At 35.0% G+C, this 22,549-nt stretch carries 26 protein-coding genes, 2 tRNA genes and 1 pseudogene; 6 read left to right on the top strand and 23 right to left on the bottom strand.

Annotated features, from left to right (window positions below):
• Nucleotides 1-28 precede the first annotated feature (28 nt).
• The 5 genes from CLOCL_RS00530 to CLOCL_RS00510 all read left to right on the top strand — a co-directional run bounded on the left by CLOCL_RS00530 (nt 29) and on the right by CLOCL_RS00510 (nt 5,432).
• Nucleotides 29-1,048, top strand: a complete 1,020-nt coding sequence (locus tag CLOCL_RS00530; RefSeq protein WP_014253501.1) for a V-type ATP synthase subunit C — start codon at nt 29-31, stop codon at nt 1,046-1,048.
• The gene (locus CLOCL_RS00525; protein ID WP_014253500.1) at nt 1,041-1,361 is read left to right on the top strand and encodes a V-type ATP synthase subunit F; all 321 of its coding nucleotides are present in this window, start codon (nt 1,041-1,043) and stop codon (nt 1,359-1,361) included. The genes CLOCL_RS00530 and CLOCL_RS00525 overlap by 8 nt, the downstream gene beginning before the upstream one ends.
• A gap of 53 nt (nt 1,362-1,414) precedes the next feature.
• Nucleotides 1,415-3,193, top strand: coding sequence for an ATP synthase subunit A (locus CLOCL_RS00520; RefSeq protein WP_014253499.1), 1,779 nt, complete (start codon nt 1,415-1,417; stop codon nt 3,191-3,193).
• Nucleotides 3,186-4,568, top strand: coding sequence for a V-type ATP synthase subunit B (locus CLOCL_RS00515; protein ID WP_014253498.1), 1,383 nt, complete (start codon nt 3,186-3,188; stop codon nt 4,566-4,568). The genes CLOCL_RS00520 and CLOCL_RS00515 overlap by 8 nt, the downstream gene beginning before the upstream one ends.
• 207 nt (nt 4,569-4,775) lie before the next feature.
• On the top strand, nt 4,776-5,432 hold the full coding sequence (locus CLOCL_RS00510; RefSeq protein WP_014253497.1) for a V-type ATP synthase subunit D: 657 nt from the start codon (nt 4,776-4,778) through the stop codon (nt 5,430-5,432).
• Between the two features lie 136 nt (nt 5,433-5,568).
• Here CLOCL_RS00510 and CLOCL_RS00505 read toward each other — a convergent pair whose 3' ends face one another.
• The 12 genes and pseudogenes from CLOCL_RS00505 to CLOCL_RS21380 form a co-directional block, all read right to left on the bottom strand.
• A complete protein-coding gene (locus CLOCL_RS00505; protein ID WP_014253496.1) occupies nt 5,569-5,973 on the bottom strand; it encodes a DUF3592 domain-containing protein in 405 nt (134 codons plus the stop codon).
• A gap of 380 nt (nt 5,974-6,353) precedes the next feature.
• Entirely contained in the window at nt 6,354-6,605 is a 252-nt protein-coding gene (locus CLOCL_RS00500; RefSeq protein ID WP_014253495.1) for an Imm32 family immunity protein, read from the bottom strand.
• Nucleotides 6,606-6,680: 75 nt separating this feature from the next.
• A complete protein-coding gene (locus CLOCL_RS00495; protein ID WP_148263758.1) occupies nt 6,681-6,992 on the bottom strand; it encodes a hypothetical protein in 312 nt (103 codons plus the stop codon).
• A gap of 167 nt (nt 6,993-7,159) precedes the next feature.
• Nucleotides 7,160-7,618: a hypothetical protein gene (locus CLOCL_RS00490; protein WP_014253493.1), complete on the bottom strand. Its 459-nt coding sequence runs from the start codon at nt 7,616-7,618 to the stop codon at nt 7,160-7,162.
• Between the two features lie 204 nt (nt 7,619-7,822).
• Nucleotides 7,823-7,963: a hypothetical protein gene (locus CLOCL_RS22340; RefSeq protein WP_014253492.1), complete on the bottom strand. Its 141-nt coding sequence runs from the start codon at nt 7,961-7,963 to the stop codon at nt 7,823-7,825.
• Entirely contained in the window at nt 7,960-8,148 is a 189-nt protein-coding gene (locus tag CLOCL_RS22335) for a hypothetical protein (RefSeq protein WP_014253491.1), read from the bottom strand. Before CLOCL_RS22335 ends, CLOCL_RS22340 begins: the two co-directional genes overlap by 4 nt.
• 920 nt (nt 8,149-9,068) lie before the next feature.
• On the bottom strand, nt 9,069-9,323 hold the full coding sequence (locus CLOCL_RS00480) for a polymorphic toxin-type HINT domain-containing protein (RefSeq protein ID WP_041714795.1): 255 nt from the start codon (nt 9,321-9,323) through the stop codon (nt 9,069-9,071).
• Nucleotides 9,324-9,571: 248 nt separating this feature from the next.
• Nucleotides 9,572-9,973 (bottom strand): DUF6258 family protein, encoded by a 402-nt coding sequence (locus CLOCL_RS00475; RefSeq protein WP_014253490.1) that lies wholly within the window; start codon nt 9,971-9,973, stop codon nt 9,572-9,574.
• Nucleotides 9,974-10,189: 216 nt separating this feature from the next.
• A complete protein-coding gene (locus tag CLOCL_RS00470; RefSeq protein ID WP_014253489.1) occupies nt 10,190-10,702 on the bottom strand; it encodes a hypothetical protein in 513 nt (170 codons plus the stop codon).
• Between the two features lie 149 nt (nt 10,703-10,851).
• Complete coding sequence (locus CLOCL_RS00465; RefSeq protein WP_014253488.1) at nt 10,852-11,328, bottom strand: WapI family immunity protein; 477 nt, start codon at nt 11,326-11,328, stop codon at nt 10,852-10,854.
• 53 nt (nt 11,329-11,381) lie between these two features.
• A complete protein-coding gene (locus tag CLOCL_RS00460; RefSeq protein WP_014253487.1) occupies nt 11,382-11,858 on the bottom strand; it encodes a hypothetical protein in 477 nt (158 codons plus the stop codon).
• 43 nt (nt 11,859-11,901) lie between these two features.
• Nucleotides 11,902-12,033: pseudogene (locus CLOCL_RS21380) on the bottom strand (polymorphic toxin-type HINT domain-containing protein); the annotation flags it as partial.
• Nucleotides 12,034-12,111: 78 nt separating this feature from the next.
• On the opposite strand from CLOCL_RS21380, the gene CLOCL_RS22330 reads away from it, so the two are divergent.
• Nucleotides 12,112-12,279 carry a hypothetical protein gene (locus CLOCL_RS22330; protein ID WP_157834877.1) on the top strand — a complete coding sequence of 56 codons (168 nt, stop codon included), beginning with the start codon at nt 12,112-12,114 and terminating at the stop codon, nt 12,277-12,279.
• Nucleotides 12,280-12,417: 138 nt separating this feature from the next.
• On the opposite strand, the gene CLOCL_RS21375 is transcribed toward CLOCL_RS22330, so the two are convergent.
• The 11 genes from CLOCL_RS21375 to CLOCL_RS22325 form a co-directional block, all read right to left on the bottom strand.
• Complete coding sequence (locus CLOCL_RS21375) at nt 12,418-13,113, bottom strand: AbrB/MazE/SpoVT family DNA-binding domain-containing protein (protein WP_014253486.1); 696 nt, start codon at nt 13,111-13,113, stop codon at nt 12,418-12,420.
• 37 nt (nt 13,114-13,150) lie between these two features.
• The gene (locus CLOCL_RS00450; RefSeq protein WP_014253485.1) at nt 13,151-14,434 is read right to left on the bottom strand and encodes a BREX system ATP-binding domain-containing protein; all 1,284 of its coding nucleotides are present in this window, start codon (nt 14,432-14,434) and stop codon (nt 13,151-13,153) included.
• 88 nt (nt 14,435-14,522) lie between these two features.
• A complete protein-coding gene (locus tag CLOCL_RS00445) occupies nt 14,523-15,263 on the bottom strand; it encodes a hypothetical protein (RefSeq protein WP_014253484.1) in 741 nt (246 codons plus the stop codon).
• Between the two features lie 384 nt (nt 15,264-15,647).
• Nucleotides 15,648-16,172 (bottom strand): hypothetical protein, encoded by a 525-nt coding sequence (locus CLOCL_RS00440; protein WP_014253483.1) that lies wholly within the window; start codon nt 16,170-16,172, stop codon nt 15,648-15,650.
• Between the two features lie 501 nt (nt 16,173-16,673).
• Nucleotides 16,674-17,126 (bottom strand): hypothetical protein, encoded by a 453-nt coding sequence (locus tag CLOCL_RS00435; RefSeq protein WP_014253482.1) that lies wholly within the window; start codon nt 17,124-17,126, stop codon nt 16,674-16,676.
• A gap of 569 nt (nt 17,127-17,695) precedes the next feature.
• A complete protein-coding gene (locus CLOCL_RS00430; RefSeq protein ID WP_148263756.1) occupies nt 17,696-19,447 on the bottom strand; it encodes an AbfB domain-containing protein in 1,752 nt (583 codons plus the stop codon).
• Between the two features lie 197 nt (nt 19,448-19,644).
• Complete coding sequence (locus tag CLOCL_RS00425) at nt 19,645-20,967, bottom strand: MATE family efflux transporter (protein ID WP_014253480.1); 1,323 nt, start codon at nt 20,965-20,967, stop codon at nt 19,645-19,647.
• 292 nt (nt 20,968-21,259) lie between these two features.
• A tRNA-Ser gene (locus CLOCL_RS00420) sits at nt 21,260-21,350 on the bottom strand.
• A gap of 11 nt (nt 21,351-21,361) precedes the next feature.
• The gene (tadA, locus tag CLOCL_RS00415; protein ID WP_041715328.1) at nt 21,362-21,805 is read right to left on the bottom strand and encodes a tRNA adenosine(34) deaminase TadA; all 444 of its coding nucleotides are present in this window, start codon (nt 21,803-21,805) and stop codon (nt 21,362-21,364) included.
• 186 nt (nt 21,806-21,991) lie between these two features.
• Nucleotides 21,992-22,068: transfer RNA gene (locus CLOCL_RS00410), tRNA-Arg, on the bottom strand.
• A gap of 80 nt (nt 22,069-22,148) precedes the next feature.
• Nucleotides 22,149-22,307 carry a hypothetical protein gene (locus tag CLOCL_RS22325; protein WP_014253478.1) on the bottom strand — a complete coding sequence of 53 codons (159 nt, stop codon included), beginning with the start codon at nt 22,305-22,307 and terminating at the stop codon, nt 22,149-22,151.
• Nucleotides 22,308-22,549: the final 242 nt, after the last annotated feature.

The raw sequence follows: 22,549 nt of genomic DNA, 5'->3' as shown, positions 1-22,549 counted from the left end.
CTATCCTATAAGAAAGGAGGGAATTTGGTTGTCAAAGGCTATTAAAAACAAGGATACCCAATATGCCTATTCGGTTTCAAGAATTCGTGCCATTGAACGTAAACTTTTAGATAAGGGAAAACTGGACAGAATGGTTGAGGCCAAATCCCCGGAAGAAGCCCTAAAAGTTCTTCAGGAGGCCGATTATGGCAACAGGGATTCTGATGCGTTAAATATTTATGAATACGAGAATCTCCTTAAAGATGAAAATAAAAAAGTATATAGCCTTTTGAAAGAAATTGCCCCCGAACCGGATGTTTTTGACTTGTTCCTGATATCTAACGACTATCACAACATAAAGGTCCTTCTGAAATCGGAGTTTTCCGGGCAGGATTCTGATAGTCTCCTTATAGAATCAGGCTCTATCCCGGCCGATAAATTGAAAGCAATGGTCATGGACAGAAACTTCACCGGTATGCCTGCTATTATGAGGACTGCAGTAGAAGAATGCATACACACCTATAATAAGACATTAGACCCTCAGGTTATTGATATAATTCTTGACAAGGCAAGTTTTAAGCAGATGAAGCAAATTTCCTTAAATTCCGGAAACACCTTTATCAAGGATCTTGTAACACTGTTTATTGACCTTGCCAATATAAAAATTTTTCTAAGAGTAAAAGCTCTAAATAAGCCTTGGGATTTCCTCCAGAAGGTTCTTATTCCGGACGGCAGCATAAGCAGTACGGTTTTCACTGAAAACTTGGATAATCCTTTGGATAGCTTTATTGATGCCTTGAAGTTTACTTCATTAGGTGAATTTTTGGAAGAAGGTATTGAGAGCTTCAAAACCACTGGATCACTGACCAGATTTGAAAAGCTGTCTGACAACCTAATTTTAAATTATGTGAAAAAATCCAAGTATATTGCCTTAGGTATCGAACCTCTTGTGGGATACTTAATGGCCAAGGAAATGGAAATAAAAAATGCACGAATTATAATGGTAGGTAAAATTAATAATATTTCTAATGAAGTAATAAGGGAAAGGCTGAGAGAAGCTTATGTATAAAATAGGAGTTATCGGTGATAAAGATAGTATTTTAGGCTTTAAAGCCGTTGGTATGTCTGTATTCCCTGTAACCACACCATCTGAGGCACAGGAAACGTTGGAAAGAATAGCCGAAGAGCAGTATGCAGTTATATACATAACAGAGCATATTGCCAAAGATATTGTAAAGACCATTGAAAAATACAATGAAAGAAGATTTCCTGCCATAATACCCATTCCAGGCAATCAAGGGTCTTTGGGAATTGGTATGAGCAGTATTAAAAAAAGCGTTGAACGTGCCGTTGGTGCGGATATATTATTTAGAGACAACTAACAGTTACTTAACTTAATCGGCATTAAAATTTCTATTGAAAGAAGGGATAAGGATTGAGCCAGGGAAGAATCGTAAAAGTCTCAGGACCTTTGGTAGTAGCTGAAGGTATGAGAGATTGCAATATGTTTGACGTTGTTCGAGTAAGTGACAAACACTTAATCGGTGAAATAATCGAAATGCATGGCGACAGAGCATCCATACAGGTATATGAAGAAACTGCAGGCTTAGGGCCCGGCGAGCCCGTTGTATCAACCGGTGCTCCTCTAAGTGTAGAACTTGGCCCAGGTCTTATAGAAACAATTTTTGACGGAATACAAAGACCCCTTGTAGCAATGCGGGAAATGTACGGCACCAACATAACAAGGGGAATTGATGTGCCATCACTGGACAGGAAGAAGAAATGGAAGTTTGAACCTACAGCAAAGAAAGGCCAAAAAGTGGTAGCCGGTGATATTATCGGTAAAGTCCAGGAAACAGCCGTTGTAGAACATAGAATAATGATTCCTTACGGTGTAAGCGGTACTATCACCGAAATATATGCAGGTGATTTCACTGTAGAAGATACAGTGGCAAAAGTACAAAAAGACAACGGTGAAATAGTAAATATTCAGATGATGCAAAAATGGCCGGTACGTAAAGGCAGACCTTATAAGGAAAAACTTCCTCCCGAAGAGCCCCTTGTTACCGGACAAAGAGTTATTGACACTCTCTTCCCTATAGCAAAAGGTGGAGTTGCTGCTGTACCGGGACCTTTCGGAAGCGGTAAAACCGTTGTACAGCATCAGCTGGCAAAATGGGCCGATGCTGAAATAGTGGTATATATAGGTTGCGGTGAACGCGGTAATGAAATGACTGATGTTTTAATGGAATTCCCTGAACTGAAAGACCCAAGAACCGGAGAATCCCTCATGAAGAGAACGGTACTTATAGCAAATACTTCCGATATGCCGGTTGCTGCCAGAGAGGCTTCTATTTATACAGGAATCACTATTGCAGAATATTTTAGAGATATGGGATACAGCGTTGCTCTCATGGCAGACTCAACATCCAGATGGGCGGAAGCTTTAAGAGAAATGTCCGGACGTCTTGAAGAAATGCCTGGTGAAGAAGGTTATCCGGCTTATCTTGGCTCAAGGCTGGCACAGTTCTATGAAAGAGCAGGAAGAGTTATAAGCCTTGGAACTGAAGGAAGGGAAGGTGCCCTCACTGCAATCGGAGCAGTTTCACCTCCTGGCGGTGATATTTCCGAACCGGTTACGCAGGCTACTCTTAGAATAGTAAAAGTATTCTGGGGCTTGGACGCAAGCCTTGCTTACAGACGTCATTTCCCTGCAATAAACTGGCTGCTTAGTTATTCACTATACTTAGACAGGCTAGATAAATGGATAAGCGAAAATGTAGCCCGGGATTGGAATAACTTACGTTCCGATGCAATGAGGATTTTACAGGAAGAATCAGAATTAGAAGAAATAGTTAGACTTGTCGGTGTCGATGCACTTTCACCAAACGACAGGCTTACCCTCGAAGCTGCAAAATCAATACGCGAAGACTATCTTCACCAAAACGCATTCCATGAGGTAGACACATATACCTCGCTCAATAAGCAATATAAAATGTTAAAACTTATAATGGGATTCTATTATAAAGGCAAAAAAGCCCTTGAAGCCGGTGCAACCATAAAAGACCTTTTTGAATTACCGGTCAGAGAGCGAATAGGACGATCAAAATATGTTCCTGAAGATCAGGTTAATACAGTATTCCAGGAAATTGAAACACAGCTTAACGATCAAATAGATGCATTAACATCAAAGGAGGTGGCAAAAAATGCTTAAGGAGTATAGAACAATTTCCGAAGTAGCCGGCCCTTTGATGCTGATAAAGCATGTTGAAGGAGTTAAATACGAAGAACTGGGAGAAATTGAACTCTCAAACGGCGAAATAAGACGCTGCAAAGTTTTGGAAGCAAACGGCGATAATGCTCTTGTACAGCTTTTTGAGAGCTCTGCCGGAATAAACGTTGCGGAAAGTAAAGTAAGATTTTTGGGCAGAAGTTTGGAGCTTCCCGTATCAATAGATATGCTGGGAAGAGTATTCAGCGGTCTTGGAACGCCCATTGACGGAGGACCGAATATAATTCCTGAGGACAGACTTGATATAAACGGAACTCCAATGAATCCTGCTGCCAGAAACTATCCTTCAGAGTTTATACAGACTGGTATTTCTGCCATAGACGGACTTAATACTCTTGTCCGTGGACAAAAACTGCCTATATTCTCAGGCTCCGGACTGCCTCATGCACAACTGGCTGCACAGATAGCAAGGCAGGCAAAAGTTCTTGGAACAGACAGTAAATTTGCCGTTGTATTTGCTGCCATAGGTATAACTTTCGAAGAAGCAGACTATTTTATATCAGACTTTAAACGCACCGGTGCCATAGACCGTACCGTACTTTTTATAAACCTTGCCAATGACCCGGCTATTGAGCGTATAGCAACACCACGTATGGCTTTGACAGCTGCCGAATACCTTGCCTTTGAAAAAGATATGCACGTGCTTGTAATCCTCACCGATATAACAAATTACGCAGAAGCACTTCGTGAAGTATCGGCAGCAAGAAAAGAAGTTCCGGGAAGAAGAGGTTATCCTGGTTATCTGTATACCGACCTTGCCACTATATATGAAAGAGCCGGAAGAAAAATTTCAAAAGAAGGCAGTATAACCCTTATACCTATACTGACAATGCCGGAAGATGACAAAACCCATCCTATTCCGGACCTTACAGGATATATTACTGAAGGCCAGATTATTTTAGGAAGGGAACTCCACAGAAAGGGTATTACACCACCTATAGATGTTCTTCCTTCCCTATCCCGTCTTAAAGACAAAGGAATAGGAAAAGGTAAAACAAGAGAAGACCATGCAGACACTATGAACCAGCTGTTTGCAGCTTATGCAAGAGGTAGGGAAGCAAAAGAGCTGGCCGTAATCTTAGGTGACGCTGCACTAACCGATGTAGACAAACTTTATGCCAAGTTTGCAGATGCCTTTGAAAAAGAATATGTTTCTCAAGGCTTTGATGAGGATAGAACCATAGAACAAACCTTAGAGATAGGTTGGAAACTTCTATCCATTTTGCCTAGAAGTGAGCTCAAGCGTATAAGAGACGAATATCTTGACAAATATCTGCCGAAGCAGGAAGAAAAATAGACAACATCAGTACCTAAAATTATATTGAACTTAATCGATATTTTATACTAATAGTAAAAGTATAGACATAAAATCACTTTGTTTTACCTCTTTCACTTTGTTTTAAAGTAGTGAAATTTAAGTTCAAGAAGACGTATATGGGTTCTCAAAGGCTAAAAAATGCATGTACAGTATTTTTTGAGATACCCTTAGAAGGAGAGAATAGTTATGGCACTTATGCGAGTTAATCCGACCAGGATGGAGCTCACTCGTCTAAAAAAGAGATTGGCAGTTGCCCGAAGAGGCCATAAGCTTTTAAAAGATAAACGGGATGAGTTAATGAAACAATTTCTTGAATTAGTCAGCAAAAACAAAGAGCTCCGCGAAAAGGTAGAAGAAAAATTGATGACAGTGCACAAAAATTTCCTTATAGCCAGGGCTGTTATGTCCTCCGAAAGTTTGGAGGCTGCACTTATGTTTCCAAAACAAAGTGTATCCCTTGAGGTGTCAACCAAAAATATAATGAGCGTTGATGTCCCTGTGCTGGAGTATAAAACTTCAAGCTCCGATGATACCGATATATACCCTTATGGCTTTGCAGCAACCTCTGCCGAGCTGGACGGTGCAATAGGAACACTATCAGAAGTTCTTCCTGATATTTTAGAACTTGCCCAAATTGAAAAATCGGCACAGCTGCTGGCTGAGGAAATCGAAAAAACCAGAAGAAGGGTTAACGCCCTGGAATATGTAATGATCCCTCAATTGACCGAGACCATCAAGTATATCACAATGAAACTTGATGAAAATGAAAGAGGTAACCTCACAAGACTCATGAAGGTCAAGGATATGATGATTGAGCAAGCCAGACAAGCAATGAATGAATAAAATCTAAAGGGCATCAAGCCCTCCGATTTTGTGTCTTTCACTTGGCTTAATTGAAGTAAATAAAATTCGACAGCCATACAGACTTGAAATCTGTATGGCTGTTTTGATTAATAATAGACCTTGTTATTTTTATACCTCATCTATATAAAAAATGAGCTGCCAGTAATCCACAGATACTGGTAAAGAGCAAAATTAATCCTATCGCCAGGATAACTGCAGTCCAAAACCATGTTCCTATAAAATCCGTTGTATGTGCTATTGAGGGGTCATCCCGCTTATACCTCACTTCTATCGCTCTGCCCAGCTTATATCCTGCGTTTGTCTTAAATGTATGAATCTGTCCATTTTCATCCGTAAATTGAATAATTGATAGACATGAATCATTGGCATCATCGTTCCTAGATTCAATTACTATTCCCGTTGTTGTTACTCCGTCCATTTTAATCAGCACCTTGTTCCATACATCTTTAGCTCCGATAAACAATATATACAATGACAATAAAAGTAGGACTGCAAATAGCTGCTTAGTACCTTTGGGCAATCTTACCCCTCCTTTAATCTTGCTTTTACAAAAAGTTTACCTCAGAACAACAGTTTAGAAAGTATAAATCACTGCATAAACTTCTAATTTTATAATATCATATCTCAGAGTTCTTGCAGTAAATTTCAACTGAAATTATTGAAACATAAGTCTGAATTTGAAGAATTTTGAACCAAGTATGTTCAAGTTCTTGGTAATGCAAAGAGAAGTGAAGATTAAATCATGAGGGCAGAAACTGAAAATGCAAATCTAAAAGCCCAGTTAAATCATGTTTAAACATTATAAACTTTAAATCAAACGTCTGGCTGAATTCGGAAAATTAATGATTATCCTCCGGTTTATTCGTTTTCTGTTTGCGTAATAGTTATAACGCTTTTTTGCTATTCCTTACAAATAATTAAATCACAGTTTGCTTTGTCAAAGAAATTATCTATATCCAAATGTATATGTTTTTTTAAGCTATCACTTATAGCAATTTGGACTAAGTAATCGGCAAGTAATATTAAACCTCTTTTATTTCCCTTAACAATCACTTCATTACCATTAACCTCAATTTCATTATTAGCAACCAAATCATCTTTATCATTTATAAGTCCTTTTGTTTTTAACATTTCAAATACTAACTCTTCCATTGACGTTAATCCTCTAAAATGTATGTAAATTTTTACAAGTTACTCCCATACACACAGTTATTGCAAACAATTATTTCAATCTCCCGCAATGTGTATCTTATAAACACTTTTATTATCCAAGTCTTTAATCAAACTACTTAATTTGCTTTCATAGCCTTCATCCAGAAATGACTTAATCCCCATTAAATCATCCAAAAACGCTTTAATCTCATTATCCGTAAATATTATATTAGTCTTGTAATCGTCCTTTAGCTTCTTTAAATAAGGGAAGTTACTCCAATTACATTTTGTTTTACCGTTAAATATTTCTTCATGAAGCGAAAGTGTAATCTCTTTTTGTCCAATTATTTTATTATCTTTATCAAATAACAAAATATCCAGGCCCATTTCTATTTCCTCCAAAACATTTATGTCTTGCAGCAAAAGTACCTCTAGCATAGGTCCTCAAATTACTTTTATGTGTATATTTATTTAGAAGAATCACAAACCGTATAGTGTTCAAAAACATTATGTCAAATAAAATTTACTTAGCAGATGTTGCATTTATATAGCAATCAACTTATTTCATACACAGTAATAAAAAGCTCTTCATCATCTTCCTTAAAAACTTCCACTTTAACTTGCTTGTCCGGATATCTTCGACTGAAACTCATCTCCCAGAAAAATTTTAGCACATTCCCAAGAGCTTTTAATTTTTCATCAATATTATCTGTATCCTGATCATTTATATGAAAGAAGTCTCTTAACTGGTATATATTCATCATCTTTTCCACATCAATTTTGCTGTTATTACATTCTTTTTTCCAAAGCTCAAAAAGTCTTTTTGAAAATTTATCTTTTAGAAAGAAATAATCCTCAATAATAATAACTTCCGGTGAGTAAAATTTTGCAAAAGCTAATGCCATATCTAAATCAGCTTTCATATTTACATAGTTCCACCAAGAAAAATTATCAGGATTCGCATTTTTCCATTCAACATATTCTTTTATCAATCCATCATCAAATAATACCATTTTGCTCACTCCCTATATGATATGGTCCTGGAAGTCCTCAAGGTTCCGCCGGTCTTACTTTAAATCCGTTTTGAAATACTTCTCCTGTCATACTTTTAGGTCGCCGGCTTCTGTCCGATCTTACCTTCAACTTAGAACAGATGCGTATCTGTGATGTTTATTTTTCCTTTGTAAACATATACACGGACCAGCAAACAATATAACCTAAAATTCTCCTTTATCAATTTTTTCTTTTAAATTCTTAATCCAAGCACTTTCTTTTTTTAGCCACAGTTCCTTATTAGCTCTATCTTCATCAGACCAAAATGCATCAAATGCTACTTCTTCTCCCGAAGCATCAGTCAAAACAAGTGTTGAGCATGCCTTTCCATAAGCAAAAAATTTACAACGTTTTTGTTCCCCTTCTCCCGAATCGAGGCAATAAATCCCAATATTCCAGGTCCGTTTTTGCAGCATTTGGGAATATTATCGTTAGCTTCAGACTTCCCAAAGAAACAATGCCCTTCAACAACAATATGTTTCCATCCCATAAACACACCTCAAATCTCTGCATTTAAACCTTCTGACTTAAGAGTAATAGTCATGTGCATTCATTCAAACATTATATAATATTGCCATTCATTTTGCCAAATGCTTTATATTTATGATTTATTCTAGCAAATCTTATATTCTCCTTACCTTTCAACTTTTGAAAGTTTAGATTGCTATTATCAGGATCATCCTTAAACAACTCAAATATTTCACATGCCTGTTTCTGAATTCCCTTAGGTAAACTTTTTAAAGATTTCCAAAAGTTATTTGTTCTTTATCTACTTAAAATTATATACCTTGACCTGCTTGCTGAAAAATTCATCAATATATTTATTCATAAACAAAATTGAAAATATAAAAAAGAGGCTATAACTCCATAACTAAGCAGATTATTGCATCTTTATTCAACCTTTCAAAAATGAAATTAATTTGATTATGAAAAGATTACTTTTGAGTTATTATATCTTGCCCAAAATTTCCATATAAGGTTTTACATCTATTTTATCAATAGATAGTTCAACAATGTATACATGATTTTATTTTATGTTGCATCATCTCATCTAATAAATCCTTCTTCCCAATGATTTTTGTCAAGTTCATATTTGTCTATATAAAAACCGCATATCAGGATAGAATTGAACAACTCCATCTTCTCCATTATCTACAAAACCCGTTAAACAGATATTATCAAGAGAATTATTGTTTAATATATTTTTAATCTTATATAACATTTTACCTAATACCTCCATATATCTTCTAAGAATCTTAAAAACCACTTCTTTATATTTGGGATACTTTGTACCAAGAAAATTTTCCTATATTTTTTATATCTGATAAAATGGTCTTTAAAATTTCTACCGGCAGTAACTTTCGTCCCACCTGCTCCATTATTAGAAGATCCGGTATTTCCATTCCTGTCTTAATTCTGGGCATTGTGTACTAAAATTCCTTGCTCTGTCACAAAATAGGTGTGCCAACCTTCTACTTCAAAATTATACACCTTTACCGTTTTGTCGAAAACTTCTATTTCTGCTTTCTCTACAGTTTTCAGCTCACTTGAATAAAGCTTTAGCATATCACCTGTTTTTAGCTCGCCATCCTCAGTCCAGCCATTACCTTTGCTCCAGAACGGATGAGTATCTATGGTGTTTATCTCTTTTTCGTTTATATACATTGATAATCTTTCTTACTTCTCTTACGAAAACTTTAGTAATTTTCTTCAAGACTTTTTCGCCAATCTCAACGTTCTTCGAATATACAAGTCGCCTCAGTTAAGTATGTACTCTTTTTCATAAGTTTTTCTTCATATTCCATAGTATTGCAATTTCAGATATAGCCCTAAATGCTGCATAGTCATATTATCAATCAAAAGAAAGACGGTCATCGTTAAGACAACCGCCCTGCTATTCCATTAAAATAAAATTAATCCTGTATTCTTACATCCGGTTTTGCAGGATCTAAAAGGTAAACCCCTTCTCCAATTATCCGTATTGTTAAGTCATATGTTAAAGCATTAACATCAACATGACTTGTCTCGATAACAAACTCATAAATACCATCATGCTCATTAGCGTATACATCGTATATTTGGTCATTTGGCAATAGTCCTGATTCATCCAAAAACACTTTTTTTATACCGGTAAATACGAGAACACCATTTTCAATGTCCTCATCTGTATAATAATTCCACTCCCCAGATTTGTCTCTAATACGGGATATTTGATTAACATGTAATTCAACTTTATTATTCGTACTATCAAGTAAAAATTTAGTGCAATACCTATCTCCAAAATATAATGTTTTTAAAAAATCTATTGCATTCATATTTATTCTCCTTTAATAAACTCTCATTTTTCTGTATATCTTCATTTCTCCTAGTTTTTCAGTTTAATTTGGAATTAACAGATATTAAACATATTTCTTTATTTAAACCAAATATTATTTCATCCGAATCTTTGATCATATGTCGAGGTTTTTCCAGACTCCATAGTATTGAAAGTACAGATGTAGCTCTTAATGCTGTTTGACCGTATTATCTATTTATATATTCATCCATTCTCTAAATAAATGATGATTTATTAAATCTCTGCATAAAACTTCACTAAGAGACAGAAAGCTCTCATATAGTCTCATAAAAATTGTACAAATATCTTTCTTACTCATCTCTATCTCACTTGGTTGAGGACTCCAATCATTTCTACTCTTGCATATTAATTTTACAAATTGTACACCATCAATAAATTCTATTTCTCTTTCAATTCCCTGTTCATAAAAATCCAACACAAAGTTATAATCGTTATTATTAATTTTTCTAATTATTTCAGGTAACTGCTCGATTATAACCGGTAGATCGAAGCTGCAGTCAACAGCCCAATTCTCATCCCCAAACCCTGACACCGAAAATAATATCTTCCCTGTGTCGGCAAAAATTTCACATATATCTTTTATAATCGATCTTCCGTCATCTAACTCATCATCGTAATCTTTAAAATCATATATATCTTTTTTTATAGCATCCAGGGGTACTATAGCTTTAAGTTCCATATTAAACATACTTAAGCTCTCCTCAAAAATTGGTATTTACCCAGGTTTATATACCTACTCTGCTTCTAGATTCGGATATGCAGTCTTTTTTCTTTTGAAAATGGTATAATTTTTTATTAAGGCAGTAGAATGGTGAAATGCTATTTTATATTGGTATATCATAAATCTATCAAACGTCTAAACTGCATTTTTAACCCATTTGTAAATTCGACAAATGAATCTGATTTTACTATAAACCTAAAACCTTTATCATAACCAATTACTTTACCATTAGTAAGATTTCCCATATTTATCCATATCTCTATATATATTTCTTCATCCTCCAATGTGTCATATACTATGAGGTCAAAATAACATTCAGTACTTGAGAACTCAAATCTATCAAAACTTTTCTTACATAGCTTACTGTTTGATATTTGCTCAAATTCTGCAATTAAATTTTTTATCTCATATACACTGAATGTAGCACCCATGTCAGCTATATAAGCATATTGCTCTTCTCCAACATTCAGGACAAATTCGAATGGAATCCAATTCTCATAATCTTGTCTTGAGAGCTGAACATCTAAAAAATTATTATCAATTAAGTTTACTTCTAATGAAACATTACCCTCTCTATCGCTAAGTTTAGGCATAAAACTCCCTCTCATTAAGAAGCCTGTTGTTTTTGTAATACTCAAATGCAAATTTATAAATCACAAATTTGAAACATTTCAATTTTAGATTTATTAATATCTAATTTGCTACTACTTAATGTTATAAATAAAGGATTGCCGAGTTTGTCTAATATCCTTCCTTTCAGAAATATGTAATCTTCTTCTGGATGTATCACTGCGTTACCATTATTATACATTATCTTTACCCCATTTTCATTTACTATAGCAAGTATCCCTTTCCTATAGTCAATATCAAGAAAATCTATAGAGGCATTATTAAATACATGTTTGCTTTGTTTTTTATAGTTAATAATGTTTATATTGTGATTATCATAATCCAAAATTACTGCACTTCCGTCTGAAAGCATTTTTAAAGTTTTATATTTTCTTTCCTCTTGGAACAACTTGTATAACTCAGTATATTTAGTGGCAATTTCCTCATCGCAAATTTTCTTTATTGATTTTTTACTTACACAAACGCTATAAAACTCATCATTATACGTTGTCAAAAATTTCGGTCATAATCCTATTTGGCACTGTGGATCAAATTCCTTACTCTGTCACAAAATAGGTGTACCAATCCTCTACTTCAAAATTATACACCTTTACCGGTTTGTCGAAAACTTCTATTTCAATTTTTCCTACAATTTTTAATTTATTTGAATAAAACCTTAACATATCACCTGTTTTTAAGCTGGCCGGTCTCGGTCCAGCCCTTGTTTTCTACCTAGAACGGATGAGTATCTGTGGTGTCTATCTCAAGTGTTAGTCGAGCACAACGGTGAAAAGTATTGCAAATACTATGAAATAACTGTAGATGGAAATTTTGAGGAATTTGATATTCCCGACTTGCTTAAAAAAATTATTCCTGATAAAGATAAACCTTTTATTGAGGGATGCAGAAAAATTGACCTGACGTTTTTTATTTAATCGGAATGACACCCTATTTTTTTATGTACTTGATTTTGAAAAATGAAATAGCCCAAGTGAAGAAAAATATCCTACATATCCAGTTATTGGAATATTTTCCTTCACCTCCGTCCATACTTGCACATCCTGATTTTCCTTTTAGTTTTCACTCTTATTAACCTCCTCATGTCCACTTCCAAACAGCCGTCTCCAAAAGCTTCCCCTTTCCTGTTTTTCTTTCAAATTCTTAAGCTGTTCCCTGAGGTACTCAAGTTCCCTTTCGTATTGTTCCATCCTCATATTTTGGTCACTGGCTTCAATATTCGGTTTATCCTGCACCTCTGATTTCTCATCATCTTCAAGCTGGTTATCCTTTTCAAAACCGTCAATCTTGTGGACTTCCTCATCTTCCTTATAATTCTCGACATAGGAAGAAAAATCTTCCACCAGGGAGTTTATGCCCGTCTCTAATATCATATCATCATCAGGATAATCATTGTCAGTTTCAGGCTGACTTTTCGCAGACTCCTTTTTCGAAAATATTTCAATCCCATCATGTCTTTTATAAGCGTTTTTTTGTCTGCCGTCTTTTGTCTTAGTTGAACCGTATCCTGCTTTTTCAGCCAATTGAGATATACAATCCATGCAAAACTTTTTGTCCTTAAAACTTATCAGATTCTCCGTGTTGTCACAAAGAGTGCAACCGGGATTATATTTTTTCAGTACAATTGACGATTTATCCAAAAAAATTTCCAAAGGTTCATTGCTGTTAATACCAAAGGCTTGCCTTATCTCCATTGGTAATACTATTCGTCCCAAAGCATCTATTCTTCTTGTTACTCCTGTTGTTTTCATACCATCACTTTCCTCTGCCGGTTTTGATTATAATTTTTTATGCTAATGTAATATCTTTACTGTCGTTTTCAATGTATGAGTCGTGCAAGTTCTTGTTCACGTATGGTTTGACTTCTCTATTATGCATTCTCAAGAGTTCCACTTCCTTTTCCAACAAATTATTTCCCGGGTTTTGTTCCATCAGATCCAGAATATCAACAAGTTTTTTCAGATATTCTCTGATATTCACCCCGGATAATTTGTTTCCAAATCTTCTGTATGTGAGTTCCACATACTCTTTTATCGTTTCATCCCTCAAAAACGGAGTCCACTTATACAGCTGTTTATGGATAAATATTATGTTTTTCGTAAGTCTAAACAATTCCTCAGTTCCCAACCCCTTAATCTTAACTATCGGTCTTCTCAAATCCCTTAGCGATGAATCCCTTCTGTCAAAATCACTGACAATCCTTTTTTGCAAGGCTGAATAAGTTCTTATGCCCCTTTCCTCATCCTCAAACAGTTGATTTGTCCCTGCAAACACAAACATACAATTGGAAAGTTCCCCTGATGCACATAAATCAATCAGAGTTCTCAATATCTCATAAGCCGAATTTCTAATATCCCTTCTCTCTTCCACAACCAATTCCATTTCATCCACCAATACCAACAAACCAGAATAGCCGATAAGCGTTAAAAGTTTTATAAAGGTTCTCAAAAAATCCAGGGCATTTGTCCTGTCCACAGCCGATTTTACATTAAACCTTGCCTTGGCAGCAGCCGCCAGGCTTTTTTCTCCTTTAATCCATGCCGAAGAAATACTGGCCAGTTCCAGGTCATTATTTATCCTTGCCCTTATATAGCTTGTAAATGCAATTGCAAAAGCACTATTGTATTGGACTATTTCTTCAATAACCGTTTTTATTTTTTCCGCCTTTGCATCATCATCCTTCAATTTCTCAATCCATCTTCTGAACAGATCTTCAAAACTCGACTCCGAATTAAATATTCCCTTTGCAGATAAATTATGCATTATGGCATAATATATATCATCAAGTTTATTAAATTTCATTCCCTGGTCCACTTGAATCTTTGAAACGACAAAACCTTTTTCCTTTGCCATCTCGCCTATAAACTGCAGTAAAAAGGATTTTCCAGTCCCGTATTCCCCGGTAATGAACTTAACCATTCCGTTGGATTCCTTCACATAATTCAGGCATCTGTCAAACTCCTCAATCTCCAAATCCCTTCCCACGCATAAAATATCCAAATCCTTTTTGGGACTGACTCCTATTTTAAGAGCGTTAATAACTCTCGAAGCTTGCAACTCGGTTATTTGCATTCCATCACCTCAGAGTATTTTGATGAAAATAAACTTTAGTGGAAAATCGGCCGATTGGCAGGTTACATAAAAAATCCAAAGCAGTATTTCAATTGCCACCCAACTCAACGTATACTTTATTTTCATATTTTCCGTATATATCCTTAACCCTGACGAAATCCTCTTTATTTCTGCCTGCGGTAAGCATGATATCGGTATCTTTTGCGATTTCACCAAATAATTCTGTCAGTTTTTTTTCTTTGACATCGTAACCTGCAATATATATGTTTACCATTACATGGCCTAAAAACTCCTTAATTTTTATAGCACTTTTGTCAATATATAGATATTGAAGGCAATAAAGGGTGTGATTGAAAATTTGTATAAGTGTTTCTCTGTTGAGATGCGGAGGTACCGACTTTCTACGGTATTTTTTTATTATGCCCATCAAATTTGAAAGCTTGTTTTCATCTATCACTTTTTCCTTTTTGTTGTTTCTCTCTTTTTGGGTTTTTTTATTAAAGTAATCGAACTTTTCTTTGAACTCATTATTCAGTCTGTAAAAAGCTTTTTCTCCGATACCGACAATTTTGCAAATTGACTTTATTGAAAAAACCAGTCCCTTATTATCAGCTAATTTGCGATTTTTAAGGTCATCACTCAATTGAACAATGTTATATAAAACAACTCCTGCTACTCTGTATTTTGAAGAATCAAATTGATACTCCTTTTCCAACGGTTCTTCAAAGCGGGAATAGTTTTCCATAATAATATTTCTGTCTTCTAAAGACAGATATTGGGAGATCTCATTTTTATCTAAGATCTCCTCAAGTGCTTCCCTAATCGTCAAAATATACACTCCCCTTTTTTGAACTCCAATCCCTTCATATAACAAGCCATATTTATTTTATGTTTTTCCCATTTACCTTAAAATATGCACAATCTCACTTTTCCTCATTTTCGTGGCATAGAAAAGCAAAGAACATAACAAAAAAACATGCTTACATGCTTTTTTGAATCAGTATTCATAGGATAAGTCTTCAGAAAGTTTATGACATGGTTGATAAAAATAGGTCTATAAAACTTTTTTCAAAGTCTGCATATCTAGTCAGTTGATTCTATTCCAAATCCATCGTTTATTAAAAAAGCCTGGTATGCAATGGTTACTTTATCCTAAGAAATGTCACCAGCATTGAATTGTTATGGTGTAAATTTCATATTAGACCTGGTAAATCTATTCTGAAATAATATGTCCATCTAAGATTGAATAAACTTTAGTTTCTTCATCCGTAATCACCTTTACATATTGGTCTGTTATTTCATAGTCAACAATTAAGTCACAGAAAAGGCTCCAAATAGTATTAAATTTAAAATCTAAACAAAATACTTCTGTTTCGCAAATCATCAACAGAGAATTATGAGCTTTAACAAGCCTAAATTCATAAAATAAAGAATTAAATTCTTTTCTCAATACTTTATCCGGTGAACTAATAGATATTAAACATATTTCTTTATTGAAACCAACTATTATCTCATCCGAATCTTTGATCATATATTGAGGTTTCAAGCCATGCCCTTCACAAACAACTCCAATTCTAAGCAGTTCTAAATCAGTGTTAGAGTCCATAATTGACAATAAAATATACTCTTTCCTCTGCTGAGCTTTATCTCCTAAGAGAATACTTTTACTTTGTTTTAACCTCTCTATTAATTCAGCCATACTATCAATTTCATATGATTTCAAAATTATGCTGCTCATTATTTTCCATCTCCCAAATATCTCAAGTTAATTCCATCCCAAGTAGATTGTACTTCTACAATACTATTCGGTCTTGACAGTAATGACTTTTTTAACTTTCTATGCTTTTCATGAAGGTTTCCATTAGTTGTATCCATATAGGTTCTTTAAAGATGTTCTTGTATTATACGTCCTTATGCAGTATCAAATATTCCAATTCCATTAAACTGCCTCTCCATATACATTGAACGTTCAATATTGTGTTTGCTGTCAGTCGCTTTTCAAAAAAAATGCTTTCAGGTCATATTCACCACTCTTAATCGACTCGTATACACCTTTTACTCTGTTTCCAAATCCGAAGGCTATAAGCATAAGTGCCAATCATTATCTTATTCTCTAAGCTTTTGAAACAACGCTAGATATAAAATTCTCCTTCTCGACCTTTTATACAGCAACTTTCGCCAAAAAGGGAACACTCAGTTATTTATAAACCAAATTTCTATATCCTCAAAGCTTAACTATTCAATCTATACCCAAAATCCTTTTTGCTTCTTTTCCGCTAATAGGTTCCGCTGAAGCACTTGCCAATATAGTTAGTTCGCCATTGCCTTTTATAGAATCATCTTTAGCTAAACCGATATGTATATGACTAACCGGTGCATAAGAATCCTGATAATATTTAAGGAGAAACATAGAAACTACACCAAAATCATTATTATTCAATTCCAACTTATATTTTTTATTTACAAGCTTAATTCTTGACTCTTCACCATCGCCCTTAAATGTTATAATAGCGCCAAGTGACGAATTTAAAGAGCTTACTGTAAAAGATTCACTTAGCTCTGAAGCAAGTAGTTGTAATTCCATATAAAACGGCACTACGTCTTCTGGATATATCGCAATAATCAATTCCCAAGACTCAGAGTTATATTCTTTGAATATTATATCCCCTTTAATCGTAATGTACCTTTTCATAAAAAGCCTCCAAAAATATATTTTTACCGGATAAACTGCCAATGTTTGCATAAAATTATATCAAAAAAGCCTCTCGCTTCAAATTGTATGACCTGAAAACATATCTAATTATGTTGTTTCAACATCATAATCGTAAATTTCGAGTTCTGTTTCGAAGATAGTTTCAAAATCCGGTTTCAAATTTTGCATTTAATATTGCAATCTTCCGGCAATCATAAGCCAAAAACACCATCTTGAATTTTGCCAGATAAAGTATTATAATATGGGTTAAAGTAAATAACAATCCATGTTTCATGGAGGGAGAGTGCTGTATTTTGCGCTATCTGATAGTAGCAGTTATTGTAATAATAGCAGTTATGGATCTACTCGCAGGAACAGCATTGGCATAGGTTGTTGACATCAATTTTTTTATCGATACAAAATGACAAGCTTTAAGCACTATTTAGTTTTACTCTTTCAGTTTATTTTAAAGGCGATAAATAGAAAGCGATGGGAATTTGTTCTCATCGCTTTTTATTCTCCTGATATTATTAAATAATGGCATTACAAGGTTTTTATAAAAATTCAGCTTACATGGCTTCTGCAGGAAATACTTTTATCATGCCGAGTAAAAATTGTTTGTACATAGCAAAATCAATGGAATCAACCCTTGTATCACCATTAACATCTGCTGCAGTTAATCCTTTAGGAGAAGGAAATTCTTTAATAATACCCAGAAGATATGTTTTTATCAATGCATAATCTATAGCATTTCTTTGTCCGTCATCATTAACGTCACCGCATAAAACAGACTGAGCCGGCGTTGGAGTAGGTATATCCTGTGATGGTTTCGGAGTACTGATATCCAGACCGAAATCAACTATTTTAAAAGTGGCATCCTGTTTATCAATATCTGTTGAAATTTCTTCAAGTTTTAACAAATAACCATAATGCCTTATATATCTGTTAGGATAATTATATGACTGGAAAGAAACCCAGGTTGAATCTTTAAGCCCCGGTACTATCTTAAATGTGGCATCCTCTTTAAATGTTACAGTACCGTCATCCTTTGCCAGTTCAAAATCATAGTTATAGTGCCTTAAATAATATCCGGGGTAGTTTACCGCTTCGAAGGATACATAACCCGATGGATTGGCAAGTCCCGGAACAATCTTCCACATAGAATCGGCAAAGGGATTAATATCAGAATCAATTCTGACATCAAAATTAATGTGTCTTACAAACCTGTCGGGATAATTATAGGACTGTATCCTGCTGCTTGGCTCACTCGGCCATTTGGAAACAAGGGCATTGTACTGCTCCTCAGTTATATTAATAATACTTCCATGTCTTTTCCTATTTGCACCGAGGAAATATTCTCCCGAACTAAGTACTCTAAAATTGGCTGTGGAAGTCAAATCATTTGTTACCAACGGAAGATATCCCTTATTAGAAGCATACTGGTCAACCATTAATCCCCAACGATTTTCATTGTTGAATTTATAAAGAATAGGACCTTCCACTTGAGCTTCCGTATACCCTAAGTGCGAAATATCTCCTATGTAAGTCCAATTACCCAGAATAGAATTGCTTCCTTCAAGGGTAATCTGTCCATCCCTTGATGCTCTTATGTACTTGTATTTTCCATTCACCTTCAATATCTGGGTATCAATAATACCCTGGTTACCGGGACGATCAATATACAATTTAGCCTCGGAAAACGTAATAAAGTCCTTTGTTGTGCAATAATATATACGAGCCTTTGTAACTCCATTTAACGGTGAAATAGTAGCCCAATATACTACATAATTCCCTGTTTCTTCATCATAAATTGCCTCCGGTGCCCACACACAACCGGCTGATGGGATATTCCATGCTACATTTACCAATCTTGGCGATGACCAGTTTATCAAATCGGTTGATTCCCAGATAACAATGGATTTACTCCCATTATATTGTGCTGCATTCCATCCTTTCCCACTGGCAATCCTTAAATCCGTTGCAAGTATCCAATATTTGCTGCCATCAACTGAACGTATAATTGACTGATCCCGAACACCCTTTTCTCCTACATCAGAAATCAGTACAGGTGCTGAGTTATTTAAATCCGTCCAATGCAAGCCATCTTTGCTGACTGAAAAATAAGTCTGTTCTCCGTTTGCACTCTCACCCGTAAAGTGAACAAATAAATAAGCCGTATAGGGTTCTTCCGCAAATATATAGGTATTTACTGCCAGCATTACAGCTACCAGACTGAATATTATTAATGTACCCAATACCCTTTTAAGGCTATTATACATATCCCTTCTCCCCTTTAACACATACTTATATAAATTTTCCACCTCTTACTCCCGGAGTGCACAAATCTTTTCCCGATACGATAATTTTCCTTGTTATTTCCTGTATATTAAGTATATCATAAATAAAAAATATATTGTCGTGAAATAACTAAAATTATAACTGCAAATGCGTTTATATTTCTTCCAATTAAAGCTTTCAGTCTACCTGATGGCACTCAAGTAAATCAAATACAAAAAATTTAAGACTTAAGGACATTTGATGCTTTTTTCCCTGAAATTGCTATAAAAGTTGCCATTACAGTTACAATAAACTCGGTAAAAACGAAAGAAAACCATACACCTTTCATATTCCATATCCTGCTCAATAAAAGAACCATAGGAACAATAACAATACACCCTCGTGAAATAGAAAGAATAAATGCCTCCTTTGCATGCTCTGTAGCACTAAAATACATGGTCAGAATTATATTAATACCGGCAAAGAAAAAACCACCGAAGTAGATTTTGAATCCTGTTTTTGCAATCCCGGCTATCTCCGAAATATGTTGACTGTTGAAAATCTCAATAATACTTTCAACATGACGAAACATACCTATATATGTAATCAATGCCAGCAAAAATGAAGTTAGTAAAGCATATTTTACTACCTTTTTTAATTCATTGTGATTTTTCAAACCGTGCCCTTTACTGACTAGAGGCTGTACACCTTGTGCAATTCCAGTAAAGATAGCCAGAATGACCAGTGCTATATTAGCAATAATTCCATAGGCAGCAACTCCTAAGTTACCTTCAATGCTTAAAATTGCAAGATTAAAGGTTATGAGCACAATAGCCGAAGAAACCTCGGCAATAAAAGCCGATAATCCCAGACTCAATATATCCAAAAGGGAAGATAGAATTATCCTGCTGCGGGTATATTTTAAACTGTTTCTCTCTCCCATGAAATGCCTAAACAGTATAACTATATTTATTATCGGTGCAAGACACGTTGCAAAAGCTGCTCCGAACATTCCCATTCTAAGGGGAAACATGAATATGTAATCTAAAAGGATATTGGAAAAACTCCCGGTTAACATTGCAACCATTGGCAATTTGGGATTATTGTCATTGCGCACAAAAGCCAGCATGATATTGTTCATAATAAAAAACGGAGAGAAACATAATATGGTAGTCAAATAAGTCTTTGTAAGGGGCAATGTAGATGTATCCGCACCCAATATTAATGCCAATGTTTCCGACCGTAATATGCCAACTATAATAAAAACAATCCCTGTAAAGATACCTAATTTTACACAAGTGGTAAAGGTCATATTAGCTTCATTGTCTTTACCCTGGGATTTCAATATGGTATATCTTGTAGCACCGCCTATAGCAATCATTAATCCGATACCATGGATAAAACTGTAAACAGAAATTGAAAAATTAAGTGCTGCAATACCGTTAGCCCCTAAAGCTTTAGCTATAAAAAAAGTGTCTGCCAAAATGTAACAGGATAGTCCTATCATTCCCATTACATTTAAGCTGACATACTTGATAAATTCCCTTAAAACAGACTTTTTCATATAATCCTCCCTTCACAGCAAAAAAGTGTCCTAAAAACATTCCTTGCAAGACCAGGCAGAATGTTTCAGAACACATTAAAAACTTTACCCGGTGGCAAAGCTTATGATTTTAAATAAAACAATTACCATGCTAGTACAGTCTATGAAAAGTGTCAATAATAACTTCCGTTAATGTTGCTCCATTCATATATTCTTGCCCCAGTAAATTATTTTTTACAGTTCTATTTCGGCTGCAATAATGTTTTAATACAAAAAAATTAAAACCTGTCGCATTAACTGCAAACAGGTTCTTTGGCGGAGGCGGTGAGATTCGAACTCACGTGCCGCTTGCGCGACAACCTGATTTCGAGTCAGGCTCGTTATGACCACTTCGATACGCCTCCATGTATAAAATTTAATTGTTTTTTCTCTGCCTAAGTTCCTTAAAAAAATCCTTTAAAATATTTGAACACTCTTCCATAAGCAATCCATAGGAAACTTCAACCCTATGATTAAACTTCTTTTCACTTAAAAGATCAACTACAGAGCCAACAGCACCGGCTTTCGGATCAAGAGCACCAATAAAGAGTCTCCCGATTCTCGCTTGAATAATTGCCCCGGCACACATTGCACAAGGTTCCAGAGTAACATACATATCACAGTCATTAAGTCGCCAAGTGCCAAGTTTCTTACACGCTTTCCTTATAGCCGATATCTCTGCATGAAGGGTAGGATCCTTCTTTAATTCTTTTTCATTATGAGCCCTTGCTACAATAATACCGTCTTTTACGATAACTGCTCCAACGGGAGTCTCATCCTTATTATAAGCCTTTTTAGCTTCCTTTAAAGCTTCTCTCATAAAAAGGTAACCTTGTTCCAATTAACGCTCTCCTACAAAGCTATATTGCTAATAAATTATAACTAAAAATAATACCGTTGTCAAACCCATTATTCACAAATCGTTTAGCAAATATTTTCAAGGGATATCTTCCATAGTCTTAAAAGTAAAAAATCGCTCGAATTATTAATTCAAGCGACCACAATCTGGTGCGCCCAAGAGGATTCGAACCTCCGACCTGCGGTTTAGGAAACCGACGCTCTATCCTGCTGAGCTACGGGCGCATACATTTCAACGGAATTATATTATAGACTATCTTTGCTGCTTTGTCAATCCTTCATATTCGTTATTATTTTCCACTTACCTATTCTTCCACTGAATAGCAATAATTCTCGCAGCAATGCTCATTGCTGTCTTTACAACAATATTTCCGACCTGTAATTTTACAATAGTAGCCGCAATACTCAACAGTATCGATAAATACCAGGTTATCGCAAAAATAGCAACTTTCCAACACATCCATTTTATTTACTACCCTCCATTGGGTTAATTACATTCAACCTCATTGTTGAACAAGATTTATGTATACTAACATATATATTAATAAAATAATACATTTTTCATTACCATACAATATATTTATTAAAATTTATGTAAATAGACCGTAAAAAGAGCAGTATGTACACCTTAATACTTTACTCCTGCAAGACAAAAACTCTAAAAATACAATTGCATTTTAATATTTACCTGATAAAAAGCATATGA

It is taken from the genome of Acetivibrio clariflavus DSM 19732 (assembly GCF_000237085.1).
Lineage (GTDB): Bacteria > Bacillota > Clostridia > Acetivibrionales > Acetivibrionaceae > Acetivibrio > Acetivibrio clariflavus.
This window is presented reverse-complemented; position numbering and strand designations above follow the sequence as displayed.